This window comes from Flavobacteriales bacterium (assembly GCA_025210805.1).
Lineage (GTDB): Bacteria > Bacteroidota > Bacteroidia > Flavobacteriales > CAJXXR01 > JAOAQX01.
Map to the genome: position 1 here is coordinate 148296 of JAOAQX010000034.1, position 19788 is coordinate 168083.

Consider the following 19788-nt stretch of genomic DNA (forward strand, 5'->3'; position numbering starts at 1 on the left):
TTAGGCTTCTTTTTCTAGTTGTTTCATCACATCTACCAATACTTGAACAGAAGATAAAGGCAATGCATTATAGCAAGATGCTCTATAACCTCCTACAGATCGGTGACCGTTGAGACCATTAATTCCTGCTTCATTCCACATTTGATCAAATTTTTCCTTTTTAGATTCATCCGTTAAGGTAAAAGTGATATTCATCTTAGAACGATCTTCTACTTTTGCATGACCTTCAAAAAGTGGGTTTCTATCAATTTCATCATACAACAATGCTGCTTTTGCATTGTTTATTTTCTCCATTTCCTCAATTCCTCCATTATCTTTAAGCCATTCTAGTGTAAGCATAGATACATAGATAGAGAATACTGGTGGCGTATTGAACATTGAATCCTTTTTGAAATGCGTGTTATAATCCAACATCGTAGGAATCTGACGATCTGATTTACCTAAAAGTTCCTTTTTTACAACTACCAAAGTAGCTCCTGCTGGACCCAAGTTTTTCTGAGCACCTGCATAGATCATATCAAATTGAGCAAAATCCATTTGTCTTGAAAAAATATCAGAAGACATATCGCAAATTTTCAAAGCTCCCTTTGCTGCTGGAAAATCATTCATTTGCGTTCCAAAGATGGTATTATTTGATGTATAATGCACATAATCCAGACCTTCAGGAATTTCAAAACCTTTTGGGATATGATTATATGTTTCTTCTTTTGAGCTTCCTAACACTACAATATCTCCCATCATTTTAGCTTCTTTGATGGCTTTATTAGACCACGTTCCTGTATCTAAATATCCCGCTTTTCCATTTTCTTTTAAGAAATTAAAAGGAGTCATCAAAAACTGTGTACTTGCTCCACCTTGAAGAAATAATACGGTATAATTATCATCCAGATTCATAAGCTCTAAAACTAATGAACGTGCATTTTCCATCACTGCTACAAAGTCTTTACTTCGGTGAGAGATTTCTAAAATAGATAATCCGATATTATTAAAATCTAAAACAGATTCTGCTGCTTTTTTGAATACTTCTTGTGGCAAGATACAAGGTCCTGCACTATAGTTGTGTTTTTTCATTTCAATATTTTTTTGCAAGGTTGCATTTTTTTTCAGAATAATAACTAAAGTGGTAATTTAAGTTTACTTTAATTCTCCAACGTCCACATTCTTAACTAAGGACCATTTTCCTTTTTTGAAAGTAAATCCATAAAAATCGGAAGTAGGTACATAGGATGATTTTACATGGAAAGACTCCCCATCTACAGGAGCTAAATGATCAAATACGATAATTTCTTTTTTGGGATAATAGCTTAATTTTACAGAAGACAAGCTGTTAAACTCCAATATAAAACGATTCTGAATTCCTTTATTACTTACAAATAATGGAGCTCCAAAATAGGGTCGTTTATTTCTATCAAACCATAAAACATCGGCAATTTTCTTTGAAGAACGCTTCGTGTAACCATCCCACCCTAGCAAGGTATAATAAGTGACACCGTTGTAATCCTCTGCTATGATATCATAATAGAGACTTCCGTACCAAAAATCTGGCGTAAAGGTCTTTTTTTCGGGATCAGCAATTTCATAACTTCGATCCTTTAACACATGAACTACCTGAGCTCTTTGTTTTTTATCATAATAGTGGAAGATTCCACCGTAAAAAAAGTTTCCGTTGTTCAGACTAATTGCCCAAGTGAAAAGACGTATTTTTTTATCCTTTGGCTGTAAAACGATAATTCTTTTTAGTTTATCAAAAGAATATCTATTAGACTTGGGATTGCTTAGAACTTCGTATAACTCATTAACCATTTGGTTATGAGCATCCATTTTCTCATTATCAGATTTTGATGAATATACAATTTCTGATAATCGAGCTATTTCTTTTTCTTTTTGCTGAAAATACTTCGTTTGTGCACTTAACTCCGAACTTAGAAAAAGTAGGAGCAAAAATAAAAGTCTAGGCATGTAAATAATCCTTTTTCTTTTGTAATTCTTCTGAACTTTCTACAAGGTCTTCGTTAGGCACACAACAATCTACTGGGCAAACTGCCGCACATTGTGGATCTTCATGAAAACCAATACACTCGGTACATTTTTCGGGTACGATATAATAATAATCATACTCTACAGGTTCCAATTCTTTATCGGAATCTACTTCCTTTCCATCCAAAAGTTTTGACATTCCGCTTCTATTCGTCCCTTCTGAAAAAGACCAAGCGATTCCTCCTTCGTAGATAGCATTGTTTGGGCATTCTACCTCGCAGGCGCCACAATTTATACACTCATCTGTAATAATGATTGCCATGAACTGAATTCTTTATTATAATTTTGCTCAAAATTACGTATTTTTCTATGACAGCAACACAAGAGATTCGGGCATTTGTCCTTTTGGGGCAGTTTTTAGGTCAATTCCAAAGTAATGGAACGCAAAACGAGCACCTGAAAGAACTGAACGAGATTTTTTATGAAGATTTCCTAAGAATCATCAATACCCATGTTCATTATAATGGTTGGTTTTCAAAAGCAACGATTCAATTAGCAATAGAAAATACCACTCCTCTACTTAGTCAAGATACTTTAGAGAACTGGACAAATCAATACAAACGAAATGACACTTCTCAAAAAGTTTTAGTTATTTATCCTAGTAACCTGCCCTTGGTAGAGTTTCATGATTTTATAACGGTATTACTCTCTGGGAATACGTATATCGGTAAAGGAAGTTCTCAAAACAATCGCATTCTTCCGTTTTTATCCAAAATATTGATTTTTTTGGAAGAAGATTTTGGAGATCGAATCATTTTCACAGAAGCACCTATCAAAGATTTTGACATGGCTATCGCTACAGGATCTAATAATTCTGCTCGTCATTTTGAATATTATTTTAAAGGAAAACCTTCTATAATAAGAAGCAACAGAACAAGTATCGCTATTCTAGATGGTTCAGAAACAGAAGAAGAACTGGAGAATTTAGGAAAAGATATCAGCCAATATTTCGGGCGAGGTTGTAGAAGTATTACAAAATTATATCTCCCAAAAGATTTTGATATCAATGCGGTAATTAAAGGGGTATTCCCTTTTTCAGATATGGTAAACAATAATAAATATGCAAATAATTATGATTATCATAGAGCCGTAATGATGATGAATCAAGAACCGTTTTTAGACAATGGATTTATGCTTTTTAAAGAAAATGAAGCCATACAAACTCCTGTTTCTGTAATAAATTATGAATTCTATGAAAGTAAAATAGAATTGGAACAAAAAATCAAGAATCTATCAGAAGAGGTTCAATGTATTGTTTCTAAAGACACTCAATGGAGTTCTCTAACTTTAGGAGAAGCCCAAAAACCTACATTGGAAGATTATGCTGATGGGATTGATACTTTTGCCTTTTTAACGAACCAAAAATAAAAGAAGATATCTAAGAAATTGGATTGATCATTTTTTTTTCAGAAACTAAAATATTGGTTGTAAAATCGATTTGAACCACCATGTTGAAATTTCTTTGATAGGCGATCAATCTTCGAAAGAAAATCGTAATTTCACTTGCTCAATTTTTCAGCCCATATTTGGGCAAAAAACTGATTATCAAACTCAAAAAAAAACTTAAATCATGCCGAATATTTCTGCTAAGGGTAAAAGAATGCCCGAATCACCTATTAGAAAACTAGTTCCTTTTGCTGAAGAAGCAAAAAAACGTGGAACACAAGTGATTCACCTAAATATTGGACAACCAGATATCAAAACCCCAGAATTGGCACTAAAAGCCATTAAGGAATACCCAGAAAAGGTAGTGGCTTATAGTCATTCCGCAGGTTATGAAAGTTATCGAAAAGCCTTAGCAAATTACTATAACAATTGTGGATTACCCATTTCTCATGAAGAAATTATGGTAACCACAGGAGGATCGGAAGCCATTACAATGACGTTAAACTCCATAATGGATGAAGGTGACGAAGTAATTATTCCTGAGCCTTTTTATGCAAATTACAATGGTTTCTCGGTCTCAGCTGGAGTAAATGTAGTTCCTGTTGTTTCTACTATTGAAAATAATTTTGCCTTACCAAGCATCGAAGAATTTGAAAAGAAAATTACTGCGAAAACTAAGGCAATCATCATTTGTAACCCTGGAAATCCTACGGGTTATCTTTATTCAAAGGAGGAATTAGAACTTTTGGCAGAGATTGTCAAAAAGCATGATTTGTTCCTCATAGCAGATGAAGTATATAGAGAATTTGCCTACGACGGAAAAACGCATCATTCTATTTTATCTTTGGGAATTGAAGATTATGCCATTGTTATTGATTCTACTTCCAAAAGATATAGCATGTGTGGGGCACGTGTGGGTTGTTTGATTACACAAAATAAAGAAGTTTTTGCAACTTGTATGAAATTTGCACAAGCCCGTCTATCTCCTCCAAGTTTTGGGCAAGTGGCTGGAGAAGCAGCCTTACAAACAGATCAAAGCTATTTTGACGAAGTAATCTCTGAATATCTTTCTAGAAGAGATTTATTGGTGGAAGGACTGAATAATATTACAGGAGTAAAATGTGCGAAACCTACAGGAGCTTTTTATTGTATTGCAGAACTTCCTGTGGAAGATGCCGAGGACTTTGCTCAATGGCTTTTAGAAGAATTTTCTCACAAAGGACATACTGTAATGGTTGCTCCAGCTCAAGGTTTTTATTCCACTCCAGAAATTGGGAAAAAACAAGTGAGAATTGCTTATGTTCTTAACAAAGAATCTTTAGAGTTGGCAACAGAAATACTTGATGAAGCCCTAAAAGTTTATAACAAATAAATCATCTAGGTATTCTTTTACCTATTATTAGATATCATTAAAGCTGAAAAATGAGTTCGAATGCAAATTCGAACTCAAATACAACCTTATAATATGAACACAAAACGTATTGTTTTAGCATAAGATTTAGTAAAAGAAATAAGTAATAACATAGAGTTAAATTATCTCACAACTCTTAAATGCATAGAAAAAACCAATCTCGAAAATTTCGCTAAAAACCCTTCTATTTATTCACCAAGCATCCGCTTTAATTAAAAAAATATTGAATAGAAGAAATGGTTAGGAGTTGGGTGTTGAAGTGCATTACAAAGCACCTGTAAAAGATTATCAATATTAAAAAAAGAAGCTAGTGATATGATATTAACGCAGTAATTGATGGTTATTTTAATTATGGCGAATACGCTCAATTTAGAAGTAAATATTATGAAAAAAAATAAAAAAATAGAGGTTGAAGGCTCTTCTATAACTGTTCTTTCTGAAAAGAAAAATGATTTTATTTCTCTAACAGATATGGCTAAAAGCCAACTTCAAGATGTTGTGATCATAAAATGGCTTAGTTTAAAAAGCACTATTGAGTACCTTGGTGAATGGGAAGCATTGTACAATCCTGATTTTAATTATACCGAATTCGGTACAATTAGAAATGAAGCAGGGAGCAATAATTTTGTTTTATCCGTTAAAAACTGGATTGAAGCTACTAACGCAATCGGTTTAACTGCTAAAGCAGGCAGATATGGTGGAACTTATGGTCATAAAGACATTGCCTTTCATTTTGGAATGTGGATTAGTCCAAAGTTTCAACTATTACTCGTAAAAGAATACCAACGACTTAAAGAAGAAGAAAGCGATAGACTAAAACTACAATGGAGTTTTCAAAGAACACTTGCCAAAGTAAACTACAAAATTCATACAGATGCCATTAAGGAAAATCTAATTCCTAAACAACTAAGTGGCAAACAAACCTCTATTATTTATGCCAATGAAGCGGATGTTTTAAATATTGCTCTTTTTGGAAAAACGGCTAAACAATGGCGAGAAGAAAATCTTAACAAAAAAGGGAATATCAGAGACTTTGCAACGATACAGCAGCTGGTAGTTTTATCCAACCTTGAAAGTATAAATGCCATGCTTATTCATCAAAATTTACCACAAAAAGAACGATTGATACAACTCAATACAATGGCTATAACCCAAATGAAATCATTGGTAGAGAATATCACTATAAAGAAATTAAACAACGAGCAACGATAAACAACATGCTAAAAACCAATAGAAAATATACAAATCCCACGATTGGAATAAAGAACGCTTAGAATCCCTAAAAAACTTTACCCATATTGTTTGCAAACCAATATTAATCTTGTTTTAATGATTTTTGCAGACGAAACACTAGAACATTTCAAGAACCATATTGACCTTTAGATAATCTATCACTTTAAGTTTGCTTAAAGTTAAGTGAAGTTTGTAGTTTTATGTATTTTTGAATGATCACAACTCATGAAGTGGATCATGAAGTGGATTTAACTTCTAATAAAAATCTCAAACTGAAAAAATGACCAAAAGAATCATATTAGCAGGAGGCCCAAGTACTGGGAAATCCAGTGTAATTAATGCTTTAAAAAGCGAATTCCCTTGTATGGAAGAAACTTTTAGAGAACATTTAGACAGAGAAAGAAAAGCTGACTCTGGAATTGATTTTAGAAACACTCCTTTGGAATTTAGTTTTTTTCTTTATAACACACGCCTAAAACAATATGACGAAGGATCTGAATTCCCTCTTTGTTTTTATGATAGAAGTCTTATAGACATTTTAGTATATTTGGATTACGAAAAAATAGAATATCCAGTAGAATGGGACGAAAAAATCAACAATCTCCCCTATCATAAACAAGTGCTATATTTCCCATTTTGGGAAGATATTTTTGAGCAAGATGACCACAGAATGGAAAATGTTCTACATGCTCAAGAACTTGACAAAGCATTAAGAGAAGGTTACCAAAAAAGAGGATATGAACTTGTCGAAATCCCCTTTGGAACCATTGAAGAAAGAAAGCAATTTATTATCAATCAATGCCAATTGAAAAAGCAGAATATTTAAACATCCTCAAACAGTACTGGGGTTATGACCAATTTCGTCATCAACAATGGGAAGTAATAGAACATATTGATGAATATCAGGATGGTTTGGTGCTTTTTCCTACTGGCGGTGGTAAATCATTATGTTATCAAATTCCAGGCTTAGTAAAGCCCGGAATTTGCTTAGTTATTAGTCCTTTGATTTCTTTAATGAAAGATCAAGTAGATGAATTGGTTCAAAGAAATATCCCCGCTCGTTTTATCAACTCTACCCTTTCTGTTCAAGAAAAAACCGAAATTTGGCTTAAAGCCCAAAAAGGAACTATTAAATTTATTTTTACTTCTCCAGAAGCACTTCAACTTCCCTCTATTCAAGAAGAGTTTAGGAGCTTAAACCTTAACCTTATTGCAGTGGATGAAGCCCATTGTGTAAGTGAGTGGGGGCATGATTTTAGACCTGCATACTTGAAAATTTCCGAAGCACTTGATAAAATAAACACCAAAGCACCTCGACTAGCACTCACAGCTACTGCCACTCCAAAAGTGATGGAAGAAATAAGTGAAAAAATTGGGCTCAGGAATACCAGAATATTTCAATCGAGTTTTAAGAGAGAAAATCTGGCATATTTTGTTCTCACAAATGAGAATATGTATGAACAGATCAAAAGAATTATAAGAAAGAACAAAGGTTCTGGTGTCATTTATTGTAATAGTCGAAGAAAGTGTGAGGAGACTGTAAAATGGCTCAAAGAGCATCAATGGGTTGGCGCTGCTTATCATGCTGGATTACCAGCCTTAAAAAGAATGGAAATCCAAGAACAATGGAAAGCTGGTGAAATTCCTATCGTGGTAGCTACAAATGCCTTTGGAATGGGGGTAAATAAAGAGAATGTAAGATGGGTAATTCATACAGATTCTCCGATAAATTGTGAAGCATTTTTCCAAGAAGCAGGTCGTGGTGGACGGGATGGGAAAAAAGCATTTTCTATTCTCTTCATTCCTGCTAATAGAAAAAAATGGTTCGAAAGTATTGAAAACAGTCAACTAAGCCCTAAGAGACTAAAAGAAATTACTCAAAATATTTATCAGTATTTTCGTCTATCTATTGGAGAAGGACAAGATCGCTCCTTCCCTATCAATTTTGCCGATTTTACAAAGAAAAGAAAGATTGGAGTTTACGAACTTAAACAAAGTCTAATGATTCTTCAAAATCAGGAAATACTCCGTTTTCATTCTCAACAAAGTCAAACTGTTTCCTTTCGTTTTATCAATATCCACTTTAGCCCAGAAGAATTTGATGATCAACAATTAAGCTTACTAAAACTCTATCAGTTTCTCCTAAGAAAATATGCCCATCAACATTTTGAAAGAATTCAACTTCCCTTAGATTTCCTTTCGGATTTCCTAAGAGTGATCCCGCAGAAAACCTTGTATTTCCTAAAACAGTTAGAGCATTTAGGACTCATAAAAATCTATGATAATTTTGATGGATTCATCCAGTTTCTCTATCCTCGCCAAGAGCATTTTAGAGGTATTTTGGAAACCAATAAAATGATCATGCTCAACAAGCATAAAATTGATCAAGCTGAAAAAATGCGTCTTTTTTCTGAAACAGATGGCTGTAGAATGGCTTGGATGATGGATTATTTTGGTGAAAATGCTTTGGGATACGAGTGTCAGGTTTGCGACAACTGCATCAAAAAGAAACCATTTGATTATAAAGCTTTTGCTAAACTTGTTCTCAAAAAAATCACTCAACCAATAGCATTTGAAGACCTCAAAAAAGAATTCCCTATTCACCAACAAAAAGCAGTTCATAAAACAATAGCAAAACTTATTGAAGAAGAACAAATTGAAGTATTAGACGATTTTCTTATCCCGATAAAAAAATAGACTCGCTCTAATCACTCAGCCAAAGAAACACGAACTTTTCTCTTCTTGATTCGGGTATTATTGAGTTTCGAAATAAGCATTTTAGCCTTAGAAGATTTCACCGTTACCAAAGAATATTCTTTTAAAACTTGAACCATTCCAAGGTCTTCTTTTTCTAGATTTCCTGCTTTATAAAAAGTACCTACTAAATCAAATTTTGAAATTTTATCACGTTTTCCACCACTAATAAAAAGTGTAGTTAAAACAGGATTAGGTGGTAGATTCAAATCTTTTGGAACAGAGAAACTTGAAATTACCTCTACATAATCTGGTTGAAATTCTTTTTCAGAAAGTAAGACCCATACTTCTCCTTCTTTTTCCATCCTTGCCGTTCGCCCATTTCTATGCGTAAAATCGGCTTCTTTTCTTGGCACTTGATAATGTACTACTACATCAATTGCAGGAACATCCAAACCTCTAGCTGCTAAATCTGTACAAACAAGTATTTGTATGCTTCCATGACGATATTTGAGTAGATTTCTTTCTCGATCTTGCTGCTCCATCCCTCCATGAAAAGTTCCATGAAAAATACGTTTCTTTTCCAGATAATCTGAAATACGATCCACTGCTTCACGGTGATTACAAAAAAGAATTACTTTTTTGTTTGGATAATAAGAAAGTATGGAAATTAAAGCCTCCATTTTCTCTTCGGCTATTACCAAAGATTTTTTTAAAGAGAGCTTTGGTTTTAGTTTTTCTAAATGATTTTCAGTTACAAAATCATTGGCAGGTAAAAACTCTGGAATTTCAACTGCCTCCGTTGCCGATGTCAAAAAACGATATTGAATGTGGTGCATATACCCCAAAATTTTTCTAATCTCCCTTTGAAAACCAAATTCTAAAGACTTGTCATATTCATCAAGCACTAAACCTCTTGTTTTTGCCAAATATAAATTTCGTCTTTCCAAATGATCTAAAATCCTACCTGGTGTCCCTATAACCAAACTTGGATTTCTATCCAATACTTTTTTCTCTTCTTGGCTAGAGTTCCCTCCATAACAAACTGCTGATAAATAGTCTTCTTGAAGTTGAGTAAAAACCTCTTGAATTTGGATAGCCAACTCTCTTGCTGGAACCAAAATAAGCACCTGAACTCCCGAAACTTGAGGATCCATTTTTTTAATTATCGACAATAGAAACGCTAAAGTTTTTCCACTACCAGTAGGTGACAACAAACGTATATTATTTTCTTGCCCTCTTAACCCAATCATGGATTTTTGCATAGGATTCAACTGGGAAATCCCCATTTTCTGTAAGCGTTTTTCTAAAGTTGACATGGTGTTTTTTCTTTGATAGGCAAAGGTTGAATAAAAAGCTTAGAAAAGGTGAACATTCTTGAATTTATATAGAATAAAATCAAAAAAACATCACCACGAACTATCAAGTACCTAATTTCGTTTTAAATCATACCTATAAATGAGCAAGAGAATAACCTACAATCGCCCCAACTCTTTTTTCTGGAAAACTCTATGAAAAAGAAGCATTTGAAACCCAAACAAAATGGCAGAAACCAAAAGATGAGCAGGTTGTGCCCAGGCAGGAAAATCCAAAAACCTAAATGCTAAACCTAAAATATAGGCTAGAAAAATCATGGCAATAGACCAGATAATTACAGGAGAATGTTTTTTCCAATGATTATGGTATCTCCATGCTAAATAAACTCCCATTGCGATAGAACCATAAGCTAATAAAATATGAATATCTAACTGAAAAGGTAAGTGGTCTAACCATGTAGATCTTGGATGAACAATTTCACTTTTATTTAACCCATCTACCGCTTGCCTTACCTGAGTTCCTACCAGTATTTGAATAATAGAAACGGCTAAATATCCTATAGAAACCCATTTGATAGAATCAGGTTGTTTTTGTGTCTCTAAGCGTTCTTTTTTTAGCTGTTCTATATACACAATAATCCACCACACAATAAGTAATGCCATAAGCATGTGAATGGTGATTTTATGAGGTGCAAGCATGGAATAAACTACCGTAGCTCCTAGCCAAGCCTCGAAAACCATCCCTAAAAGTACGGCAACACTTAGCCAAATGAGCTTTCTTTTCTTTACCAAAATGGAAAAAACCAAAAGCAAAACACAAAAAAGACCCGAAACGGCACCAAAAAGTCGATTGATATACTCTGTCCAAGTATGTGCCACATTAAAAATGGCATAATCGTGTTTTGTATATTTTTCCCAATTATCAATTTGAAAAACATCTGAGGTAATAAAATCATTTTTCGATTTCCAGAGTGCTTGATCCTTAACAATAATCTGACCTTCTTCTATCTCCTTTTCAGGAAACCACATGACTTGTTCTTCTTCTGTAGGCGGAATGTAATATCCGAAACATTTTGGCCAATCTGGGCAACCCATTCCAGACCCCGTAGCTCTTACTACAGACCCCGCAATAATTACCAAATAAACACTAACTAAAGTGGCAAAAGCATATTTACTAAGAAATGTTTTAGACATTGTGAATGGATATTTTTTTTTACGAAAGTAAGATAAAGTCTAAGGGAAAATAGGGATTTTTTTATCGAGAAATTTACATTTTTAAATAAACCACTTTTTTGGTTTCAAAAAACTCTTCTTCAAAAAGATCAGTGATATCATAAATTTTAGGTCTATTCCCCAAAAATGCCAATTCAGCTTTAAGGTCTCCGCCTTTGAGATAAAGGATTCCATTTCGGAAATCGTGATTGTTTTTTTGCTTAAATCGTCCTTTTACCCATGGCAAAAAATTATCCATAGAAGTCACGGCTCTACTAACTACGAAATCGTATTGTTCCTTAATTGACTCTGCTCTTCGCTGTTCTGCTCTCACATTTTTAAGTCCTAATTGTTGAGCAATATCTTTTACTACCGTGATTTTTTTACCAATAGAATCTACCAAATGAAAATTAACTTGTGGAAATAGTATTGCCAAAGGAATCCCTGGAAAACCACCACCTGTACCAACATCTAATACATCTGCACCTTTTTTAAAAGATTGAATCTTGGCTATAGCCAAAGAATGAAGAATGTGTTTGGTTTCTATTTCATGAATATCTTTCCTACTCACGCAGTTAATTTTTGCGTTCCACTCTGGAAATAGAATCATGAGTTTTTCAAACTGCTCAATTTGCTTGGCAGTGAGACCTGGAAAGTATTTTTGAATAATTTTCATAAAGGTGTTTTTGGGCTATTTTCCGTTCCAATTTTTAGGTTTTGAAATCCAGTTTGAAATCAAAACTACAAAACGGAACAAAAATACTAAAAGACCAGCGAATGGTAAGAAAAATACATAAAATCGTTCATGGAGCCATTTACTCACTTTTGCTATTTTGAGAATAAATATCAAATATGCAAAAAACCAAAGTACGAATGCCAACTCAACAAAAGCTGGTAACAATAATGCCAATACAGGACTTAAAAAGAACAGAAAATGTATTCCTTCATTAAAAGCCAATTGTATTTTTAAGCCAAAAGAATACTCATCTGAGGTTGTAAAATGTCTTCTTTTTTGGAAAAACCATTCTTTCCATGAATTAGGAGCTTTGGAAATTGTTTTAGAACCTGCAGAAAACTGTACACCTATACTCGGTTTTTTCGTTTTTGCATAGTCTTGAACAAATAAATCATCATCACCTGAACGGATAAATATATGGCTTGAAAACCCCTTTATTTTAAAAAAAATATCTCGATGATAGGCTAGATTTCTTCCCACTCCCATATACGCTTTTCCCAGATGGGCAAAAACGCCATAATGCAAGGCTGTTTTTAGTGTTTCCCACCTTAAAACCCAGTTTAAAATTGAGGATTTAGTTTCATAGGCTCCATATTGCAAAACCATTTTATGAGTTTCCATGGCTTGAGATGATTCGCGTATCCATTGATTTGAATGCGGAATACAATCAGCGTCAGTAAACAATAATTTCTCATATTTAGCTGCCTTAATCCCAATAGTAAGTGCTAATTTTTTTCCAATAAAATTTCCTTCATAAGCATCATCCACCGTTCGGCAAATGTGTAATTTCGGGTACATCTCTCTTGCCTCTAACAAAAAATCTCTCGTTCCATCCCATGAACAATCATCTACCACAATCACTTCAAAAAACTCATAATCTTGTTCCATTAATTTTGGTATTAAGATTTTTAAATTCTGAAGCTCATTTTTAGCTGCAATTATTACAGAAACGGCACGCTCGGGTGAAACTATTTCATTTGGTATTATTTGAAAAGACTTCTTTTTTATTAGAAAAAGATACCAGATCATCACCCAAAGCTGAATAAATACAAAAACACCAATAATAACCCACTCCTCCTGACTTACAGAATGAATAGAGTTGTTTTTAAAATAATCAACGATATATTGCTCCATTGTGTTCCCCTAACTGATCATTTTTATCTACCAAATAGAAAAGAAATGAAGAAATGAGATCCTCATTAATGTTTTGAGTAGGTAGATAACCAAAGTGTATTTTTATTTTTAAACTTCGGCTTTCAAAGATATAAAAGTATCTTTGTCGAGCTTAAGAATATTGGAAAATTATTGCATGAAATTTACCTTAGAAAAAACAGATATCAATTCACAAGCAAGAGCTGGTGAAATAGAAACGGCTCATGGGAAAATCCAAACGCCTATTTTTATGCCCGTAGGTACAGTAGCTACTGTAAAGGGGGTTCATCAGCATGAGCTAAAGAATGATACCAAGGCGCAAATTATCCTTGGAAACACCTATCATTTATATTTAAGACCTCAATTGGATGTTTTACAAAAAGCAGGAGGTTTGCACAAATTTATAGGATGGGACAAACCTATTCTTACAGATAGTGGTGGTTATCAAGTGTATTCTTTGGGTGCTAATAGAAAAATAAAAGAAGAAGGTGTTACTTTTAAATCACATATTGATGGATCTAAACATTTTTTCTCACCAGAATATGCTATTGATGTTCAAAGGAAAATAGGTGCAGATATCATTATGGCATTTGATGAATGTACGCCTTACCCTTGTGATTATCATTATGCTAAAAGATCTATGAAAATGACTCATAGATGGTTAAAAAGATGTTGTGACCGTTTTGACAGTACTGAAGGTCATTATGGTTATGATCAAACATTTATGCCGATTGTACAAGGGTCAACCTATAAAGATTTGCGAAAGCAATCTGCCGAAGCTATTGCTAGCTTTGATAGAGATGCCAATGCCATTGGAGGTCTATCCGTTGGAGAACCTGCCGAAGAAATGTATGCAATGACAGAAGTGGTTACCGCTATTCTTCCAAAAGAGAAACCAAGATATTTAATGGGTGTTGGAACGCCTGCAAATATTTTGGAAAATATTGCCCTTGGAATTGATATGTTTGACTGTGTGATGCCTACAAGAAATGCTAGAAACGGACAAATGTTTACCAGCGAAGGAATTATTAATATCAAAAATGCAAAATGGGCTGATGATTTCTCACCGCTAGATCCTCATGGTGATTCCTATGTAGATCAAACTTATTCAAAAGCTTATGTTCGCCATTTATTTAAATCTAATGAATTATTAGGAAAACAAATTGCAACTTTACACAATATCAGATTCTATTTATGGTTAGTAGAGCAAGCTAGAGAACATATTTTGGCAGGAGATTTCTACCAATGGAAAAATATGATGGTAAAAAAATTAGTGAACAGGTTATAGATTGAGGATACTTGACTGGTACATACTTAAAAAGTTTTTAACAACTTTTATTTTCACCCTTTCCATGATTCTAATCATTGCTATGGTATTTGATGCCGCTGAGCGATCTGATAGAATTATGACAAGGAAACCTCCTACTTGGGACTTGGTGAAGTACTATATCTATTTTTCATTAAAATGGGGAATCATTCTAAGTTCTTTCTTTACTTTTATTTCCGTAATGATTTTCACTTCTCAAATGGCAAATAGAACTGAAATAGTTCCTATTTTGAGCAGTGGAGTGAGTTATAAAAGACTTATGTTTCCTTATATTATTGGTGCTTCGCTAATAGGGATTATGGCATTTTTCTCAATGAGCTTTTTCCTTCCAGCTGCTTCAGTGGAAGGCTTGGCTTTCGAAAAAAAATATATTTGGAGGACAGAAAAAAGAACCTTTGTTGATATTCACATTAAACAAAATGATCGTTCTTATCTATATTTCAGATCTTTTACGAATAACGATTATACAGGGAAAAGATTTAGCCAAGAAATATTTGATGGTAATGAGTTGAAATACAAACTCATGTCTGAAACAATTACTTGGATTCCTGACAGTAATAAATGGGAATTAGGAAATTATCATTGGCGAAGTATTGACGAAAATGGGAAGGAATTCACTGAAACAGGAGACTTTATCTATAAAGATTTAGACTTAAAACCAGATGAAGTCTATGTGGAAACACATGACAAAATTCAGCTCAACTATTTCCAGCTAGAAGATCAAATAGCCAAAGAAGAAGCTAGAGGATCTAAGAATGCTTTAGACTTTAAAATCGAGTTCCATGCACGTTTTGCAAATTCCTTTGCCAATATTATCTTAACACTATTAGCTTTTTTCATTTCTTCTAAAAAAGTGAGAGGTGGAATTGGGTTCAATATTTCTATTGGATTATTCATTGTAATGCTTTATCTATTAGTAAATAGATTTGTACTCACTTATGCCAATGCTTACGAAATGAATGCTTTTTTGGCAGCTTGGCTACCGATGTTATTTAATATCCCTGTATTGCTTTGGTTTTATAAAAAAGCACAGAAATAAAAAAACTACTCAGTTTTCCCATAAAATAAAGACACGGTAAAAGATTTTTTGAAAACAGAAACCGTTTATCTATTCCACAAAAAAATCCTAAAGCCGAAGCTTTAGGATTTTTTTTTGTAAAAATACTCTTGATTAATTAATGAGCGTGACCGTGATCTCCATGATCATGCCCATGATCATGCCCATGATCATGTCCGTGATCATGGCTTTCAGGAGTCTTTTCAGTCTTTTCGGTTTTCGTTTCTTTCTTTGTAGAATCAGCTCCGCATGATACCATTCCTAAAGAAAAAACGCTCAATATCATTAATGTAATTAGGTTTCTTTTTGTCTTCATAAGATTTTATAATTTAGTTATGTTGGCATTTAACTTGCCAATACTAAATTAATGACAAATTTTCAAGTAATCAATATATCTCGATGCTAAACGCCCACAAAACCTATTTTTTTGTCGCATTTAGTAGGGTTTTCAAAACAGAAACCACCCATGGCTTCCTGCCGTTGCTCCAAAAATAGTTATCATACTTATGCTAAGAAGAATCCAGTGAACTCTTTGCATGATAACAAAAGTTTTTTCTGGATATTTTTCGGTAAGTTCTTTAAGCTTTTTGGCAACTATAAAAGGCTCTGCTATGAATAAGATAAAACTGAATATCAACCAAACGAAAACCATAGCGTGCATCCACCAATATGTGGGGTCTAAAAAGCGATTCCAAGCATCAAGAATATGCACCATATAAAAACCTGAAATAGCAGTGAGAATAGTGGTTATTTTGGCAAAAAAAGCAAATCTACCCTCAATCATTTCGAAGGTTTCTAGTTTTTTACTTCCTTCTTTCATTTTATTGATTGCGGGCAATAATATGACCGTCACCATAAATACGCCACCAATCCAAATTACGACGGCTAAAATGTGAATTACACGTGCGAGCACATAATCTTCCATTATCGATACTTTTTGGTTTCTAAAAGAATATTTTCCAATAGTTTTCTATCTGCCTCATTCAAATCTACTTTTCTTCTCTCCATTACTCTTTGTGCAACTTCAAGAGCTTTGTCTAATCGGTATTCTACAAAACCATCTGCTCCGCCCCAAGTAAAAGAGGGAATAAATTTGGGTGGAAAACCACCACCAAATACGTTTGCAGAAACGCCAACTACTGTTCCTGTGTTAAACATCGTATTAATTCCACATTTTGAATGATCACCCATAATGAGTCCACAAAACTGAAGACCAGAATCTTGATATTCTTCTGCCTGATAATTCCATACCCTAACTTGAGAATAGTTATTTTTTAGATTGGAATTATTTGTATCTGCTCCTAAGTTACACCATTCACCCAAAACAGAGTTTCCTAAAAAGCCATCGTGTCCTTTATTGGAATAACCAAAAATGACTGAATTATTCACTTCTCCCCCAACCTTGGCAAAAGGCCCTACCGTGGTTGCTCCATAAATTTTTGTTGAAAGTTTAAGCACGGCATTTTCTCCCATTGCTAAAGCACCTCTAACTACCGATCCTTCCATAATTTCGGCATTTTTCCCGATATATATAGGACCAGAACTTGCGTTAAGCACTGCACATTCTACTTTTGCTCCTTCCTCCAAAAAGATATTTTCTGGGGCAATACAGGTATTTGTTGGAGAAATAGCTTGAGAATTTCTTCCTTGGGTAAGTAAATCAAAATCTCTTTGAATTTCTACACCATTTTTTGAAAAAATATCAAAATGAAAACGCAACATTACAGGTTCAACCATAAGATCATGCTTTTCCCAGTTTTTGTCTTTAAAATCTTCTAGATTTCCTTTATAAAACAGAAGATCTTCTTGCCAAAAATATGCTTGATTGATCGTTGTGCGCTTCATTAAATCAATTAAATCACTAGAAGGACAGACACTTGAATTCACAAAGATTACTTCTTCATTATTATTTTCAAATTCTCCAAACTTTTCTTGTAAACTAGAATGATTGAGGTATTTGATTTCGAAGTTTGTTCTTTTTTGCCATTTTTCCGCAATGGTAAGAATCCCTACTCTAATATGAGACAAAGGACGTGTAAAAGTGAAAGGTTTTAATTGTGTTCTATATTGACTGTTTTCAAAAAAAACTATTGTGTTCATAATATTATTTTAGTTTACCCATTTTTCAAATAAATCGTCTATCTGAAAAGCTTACTCACAAAGCTATTTTCTTTTTTTTGTATATCCCAATTTAAAACAAAAAAAAGCCATTCAAAAAAGAATGGCTTATAATACATCGAGTGGAATTAATCCCTAAAAAGACCTTCATAACGATCTTTGTAATTCAGTTTTAATTCTTCAATATTTAGCAACCATTCGCCATAAGTTTCAGGATGTTGATATTTATCAATCTGATATGGCATCCATGGCTTTATTTCTTCAACCAACTCATTCACAATACTTAGATAGTTCTCAACCTTCAGTTTAGGATTATTTTTAAATTCCTCTTTCCTTTTTGTGAATTTTGATTTAAACTCCGCATTCTCTTCTAATACAAAAAATAAATCGCTCACTAAATTTTCATATTCATCGTCTATAAAATGTTCATGATCATCTTTTAAATCATCTTTTAAAGAAAAATCTAAATCATATAAGAAAAAACGAATTTTGCTCCCATCTATAGAAAAGAATCTAACATTGTTTGATGGCCAATCTACATTTCCAACAAAGGATTCAAAGAGCATATAGTCTATAAAATTATCTATATCAACATGTTCTTTTAAGTAAGCTACATCTTTGGATGTTACTGCTGTCTTTAAATTTTCTAAAACAGACTCTTCACCATCTTTCAATATTGCTGTAGCATCTGCCATTTTTACTAGGGTAACATCATCTTTATCTGCTCCAAAGAGACCTGCGATTCCATGCTTGTTACTTTCTGTTCTTAAATTTAACACTCCATAAAATTCTTCATTTACAAAAGCGATAACAGGCTCACCATACATCAAATCTATATTCAAATCAAGATCAATAGCCAATTTAGTTAATGATAAATCCTTTATCATTGTTTCTACAAAATCGTTTCCTGAATTTCTTAGTCTAATAGATTTTATTTTTTCTAAGGAATGATGTGGCAGTATATTTTTAGGATTTAATAAATTGTAGTCCTTTGAAGCATTTTTATACTTTTTATCGAACTTAATTCCTAAAGATTTCATGGGTAAAGCAGAACTAGATGCTCCTTTAATTTCTACCTCAACTTCATCTAATTCAATAATTTTCTCACCATTTTTAAACATTTCGAATGTTCCTTCAATCTCTATTTCAGACTCGTAATTCTTCATCATATTAGAGAATTCCTTGTTATCAAGATAAAGATTCACTACTGGTAAATCAGTATTAATGGTCTTTGGTTCTAGTGAGTTAAAAGATGGGATATTGGATTCAAATTCATCTTCAACCTCTGTACACGCCCAAAAAATTGGGACCAACAATAGTAATAGCCATTTATTTTTCATTTTTTACCTCTTTTTTAGGATTTATAATCATAAAACGTACTCCAAATTGGAGGTAGTTCTTTGGTGCTGCAAGTGCATAAACATCTGCCGTTTCTTCTAGAGCAAACTGCCCAAGAGCCATCAAATGCCACTTTTCATTCAATTGATATACTCCTTGTATCATTGCATTTAACCGAAATATATCACCTTGATCGATATTCATGTCCTCAAAATCTCTTTCATTTTGAACAGAAAACCCAGCTCCTATTTTGATACGCTCTTGTAGTTGATACCTTACCAAAAGTGGAATTTGTAGTTTTAACTTCTGAATATTCATACGATACCCTTCAAATTCATAAGTTTTCCTTGAATGCATAGCATAAATACCTGTTTCGATTCCAATTTTTTCTTTTATTGGAATATCGATACCAGCTCCTAGCCTACCACTTAAAACAGAAGCTCCAAGCTCCTTATTATCAATCATTAATTTAGATTGGAATCCCAAACCAATTTGCCCATCAACAAACACATTTAACTGCCCATAAGACTGAAAACTAGCAAAAAGTAGGGTAATCAGAATACCTTTTTTAAACCACATGTGATTCTCTATTTTTTTTTGCAAAAGTATTGAAACTAAAGGTCAAATACTTATCATTTTTCAAAAAAAACATATCCATACCTTTTCATAGATCATTACCTATTGAATTATTTTATAGAAATTATCAAAAATACTTTTTGCATACCCAAAAGAAACGAATCAAAGAAAAGTACACTTTTTGGAGTGTATTTT

The 19788-nt window shown here is 33.4% G+C and carries 19 protein-coding genes and 1 pseudogene; 7 read left to right on the plus strand and 13 right to left on the minus strand.

The features are described from left to right. From serC to N4A45_13670, 3 genes are all read right to left on the minus strand, one after another. The gene (gene serC, locus N4A45_13660) at positions 1 to 1071 is read right to left on the minus strand and encodes a 3-phosphoserine/phosphohydroxythreonine transaminase (protein ID MCT4666265.1); all 1071 of its coding nucleotides are present in this window, start codon (positions 1069 to 1071) and stop codon (positions 1 to 3) included. 63 nt (positions 1072 to 1134) lie between these two features. Continuing rightward, positions 1135 to 1959: a hypothetical protein gene (locus N4A45_13665; GenBank protein MCT4666266.1), complete on the minus strand. Its 825-nt coding sequence runs from the start codon at positions 1957 to 1959 to the stop codon at positions 1135 to 1137. After that, positions 1952 to 2299, minus strand: a complete 348-nt coding sequence (locus tag N4A45_13670) for a 4Fe-4S dicluster domain-containing protein (protein MCT4666267.1) — start codon at positions 2297 to 2299, stop codon at positions 1952 to 1954. The genes N4A45_13665 and N4A45_13670 overlap by 8 nt, the downstream gene beginning before the upstream one ends. Before the next feature lie 47 nt (positions 2300 to 2346). Here N4A45_13670 and N4A45_13675 point away from each other — a divergent pair, with 47 nt between their 5' ends. The 5 genes from N4A45_13675 (at position 2347) to N4A45_13695 (ending at position 8764) form a co-directional block, all read left to right on the plus strand. Continuing rightward, on the plus strand, positions 2347 to 3405 hold the full coding sequence (locus N4A45_13675) for an acyl-CoA reductase (protein ID MCT4666268.1): 1059 nt from the start codon (positions 2347 to 2349) through the stop codon (positions 3403 to 3405). A gap of 202 nt (positions 3406 to 3607) precedes the next feature. After that, complete coding sequence (locus tag N4A45_13680; protein MCT4666269.1) at positions 3608 to 4795, plus strand: pyridoxal phosphate-dependent aminotransferase; 1188 nt, start codon at positions 3608 to 3610, stop codon at positions 4793 to 4795. A gap of 423 nt (positions 4796 to 5218) precedes the next feature. Beyond that, a complete protein-coding gene (locus tag N4A45_13685; protein MCT4666270.1) occupies positions 5219 to 6046 on the plus strand; it encodes a KilA-N domain-containing protein in 828 nt (275 codons plus the stop codon). A gap of 301 nt (positions 6047 to 6347) precedes the next feature. Further along, positions 6348 to 6893 (plus strand): ATP-binding protein, encoded by a 546-nt coding sequence (locus tag N4A45_13690; protein ID MCT4666271.1) that lies wholly within the window; start codon positions 6348 to 6350, stop codon positions 6891 to 6893. Then, positions 6866 to 8764, plus strand: coding sequence for a RecQ family ATP-dependent DNA helicase (locus N4A45_13695; GenBank protein MCT4666272.1), 1899 nt, complete (start codon positions 6866 to 6868; stop codon positions 8762 to 8764). Before N4A45_13690 ends, N4A45_13695 begins: the two co-directional genes overlap by 28 nt. A gap of 11 nt (positions 8765 to 8775) precedes the next feature. Here the strand turns inward: N4A45_13695 and N4A45_13700 are convergent, their stop codons facing one another. The 5 genes and pseudogenes from N4A45_13700 to N4A45_13720 all read right to left on the minus strand — a co-directional run bounded on the left by N4A45_13700 (position 8776) and on the right by N4A45_13720 (position 13159). Continuing rightward, positions 8776 to 9444, minus strand: a complete 669-nt coding sequence (locus tag N4A45_13700) for a helicase-related protein (protein MCT4666273.1) — start codon at positions 9442 to 9444, stop codon at positions 8776 to 8778. A 129-nt stretch (positions 9445 to 9573) separates the two neighbouring features. Continuing rightward, positions 9574 to 10086: pseudogene (locus N4A45_13705) on the minus strand (DEAD/DEAH box helicase). 150 nt (positions 10087 to 10236) lie between these two features. Beyond that, complete coding sequence (locus tag N4A45_13710; GenBank protein MCT4666274.1) at positions 10237 to 11271, minus strand: COX15/CtaA family protein; 1035 nt, start codon at positions 11269 to 11271, stop codon at positions 10237 to 10239. A gap of 73 nt (positions 11272 to 11344) precedes the next feature. Further along, on the minus strand, positions 11345 to 11965 hold the full coding sequence (gene rsmG / locus N4A45_13715; GenBank protein MCT4666275.1) for a 16S rRNA (guanine(527)-N(7))-methyltransferase RsmG: 621 nt from the start codon (positions 11963 to 11965) through the stop codon (positions 11345 to 11347). Positions 11966 to 11980: 15 nt separating this feature from the next. Next, entirely contained in the window at positions 11981 to 13159 is a 1179-nt protein-coding gene (locus N4A45_13720) for a glycosyltransferase (GenBank protein ID MCT4666276.1), read from the minus strand. Between the two features lie 175 nt (positions 13160 to 13334). Between N4A45_13720 and tgt the strand changes: the two genes are divergently transcribed. Together tgt and N4A45_13730 are read left to right on the plus strand one after the other, a co-directional pair. Then, a complete protein-coding gene (gene tgt, locus N4A45_13725) occupies positions 13335 to 14465 on the plus strand; it encodes a tRNA guanosine(34) transglycosylase Tgt (GenBank protein ID MCT4666277.1) in 1131 nt (376 codons plus the stop codon). A gap of 1 nt (position 14466) precedes the next feature. After that, positions 14467 to 15543 (plus strand): LptF/LptG family permease, encoded by a 1077-nt coding sequence (locus N4A45_13730; protein MCT4666278.1) that lies wholly within the window; start codon positions 14467 to 14469, stop codon positions 15541 to 15543. 136 nt (positions 15544 to 15679) lie between these two features. On the opposite strand, the gene N4A45_13735 is transcribed toward N4A45_13730, so the two are convergent. The 5 genes from N4A45_13735 to N4A45_13755 form a co-directional block, all read right to left on the minus strand. After that, complete coding sequence (locus N4A45_13735; protein MCT4666279.1) at positions 15680 to 15877, minus strand: hypothetical protein; 198 nt, start codon at positions 15875 to 15877, stop codon at positions 15680 to 15682. Between the two features lie 132 nt (positions 15878 to 16009). Then, positions 16010 to 16486 (minus strand): hypothetical protein, encoded by a 477-nt coding sequence (locus tag N4A45_13740; protein ID MCT4666280.1) that lies wholly within the window; start codon positions 16484 to 16486, stop codon positions 16010 to 16012. Next, on the minus strand, positions 16486 to 17661 hold the full coding sequence (locus N4A45_13745) for a GlmU family protein (protein MCT4666281.1): 1176 nt from the start codon (positions 17659 to 17661) through the stop codon (positions 16486 to 16488). Before N4A45_13745 ends, N4A45_13740 begins: the two co-directional genes overlap by 1 nt. Before the next feature lie 146 nt (positions 17662 to 17807). Beyond that, positions 17808 to 19019: a CotH kinase family protein gene (locus N4A45_13750; GenBank protein ID MCT4666282.1), complete on the minus strand. Its 1212-nt coding sequence runs from the start codon at positions 19017 to 19019 to the stop codon at positions 17808 to 17810. Continuing rightward, a complete protein-coding gene (locus tag N4A45_13755; GenBank protein ID MCT4666283.1) occupies positions 19009 to 19596 on the minus strand; it encodes a hypothetical protein in 588 nt (195 codons plus the stop codon). Before N4A45_13755 ends, N4A45_13750 begins: the two co-directional genes overlap by 11 nt. Positions 19597 to 19788 lie beyond the last annotated feature (192 nt).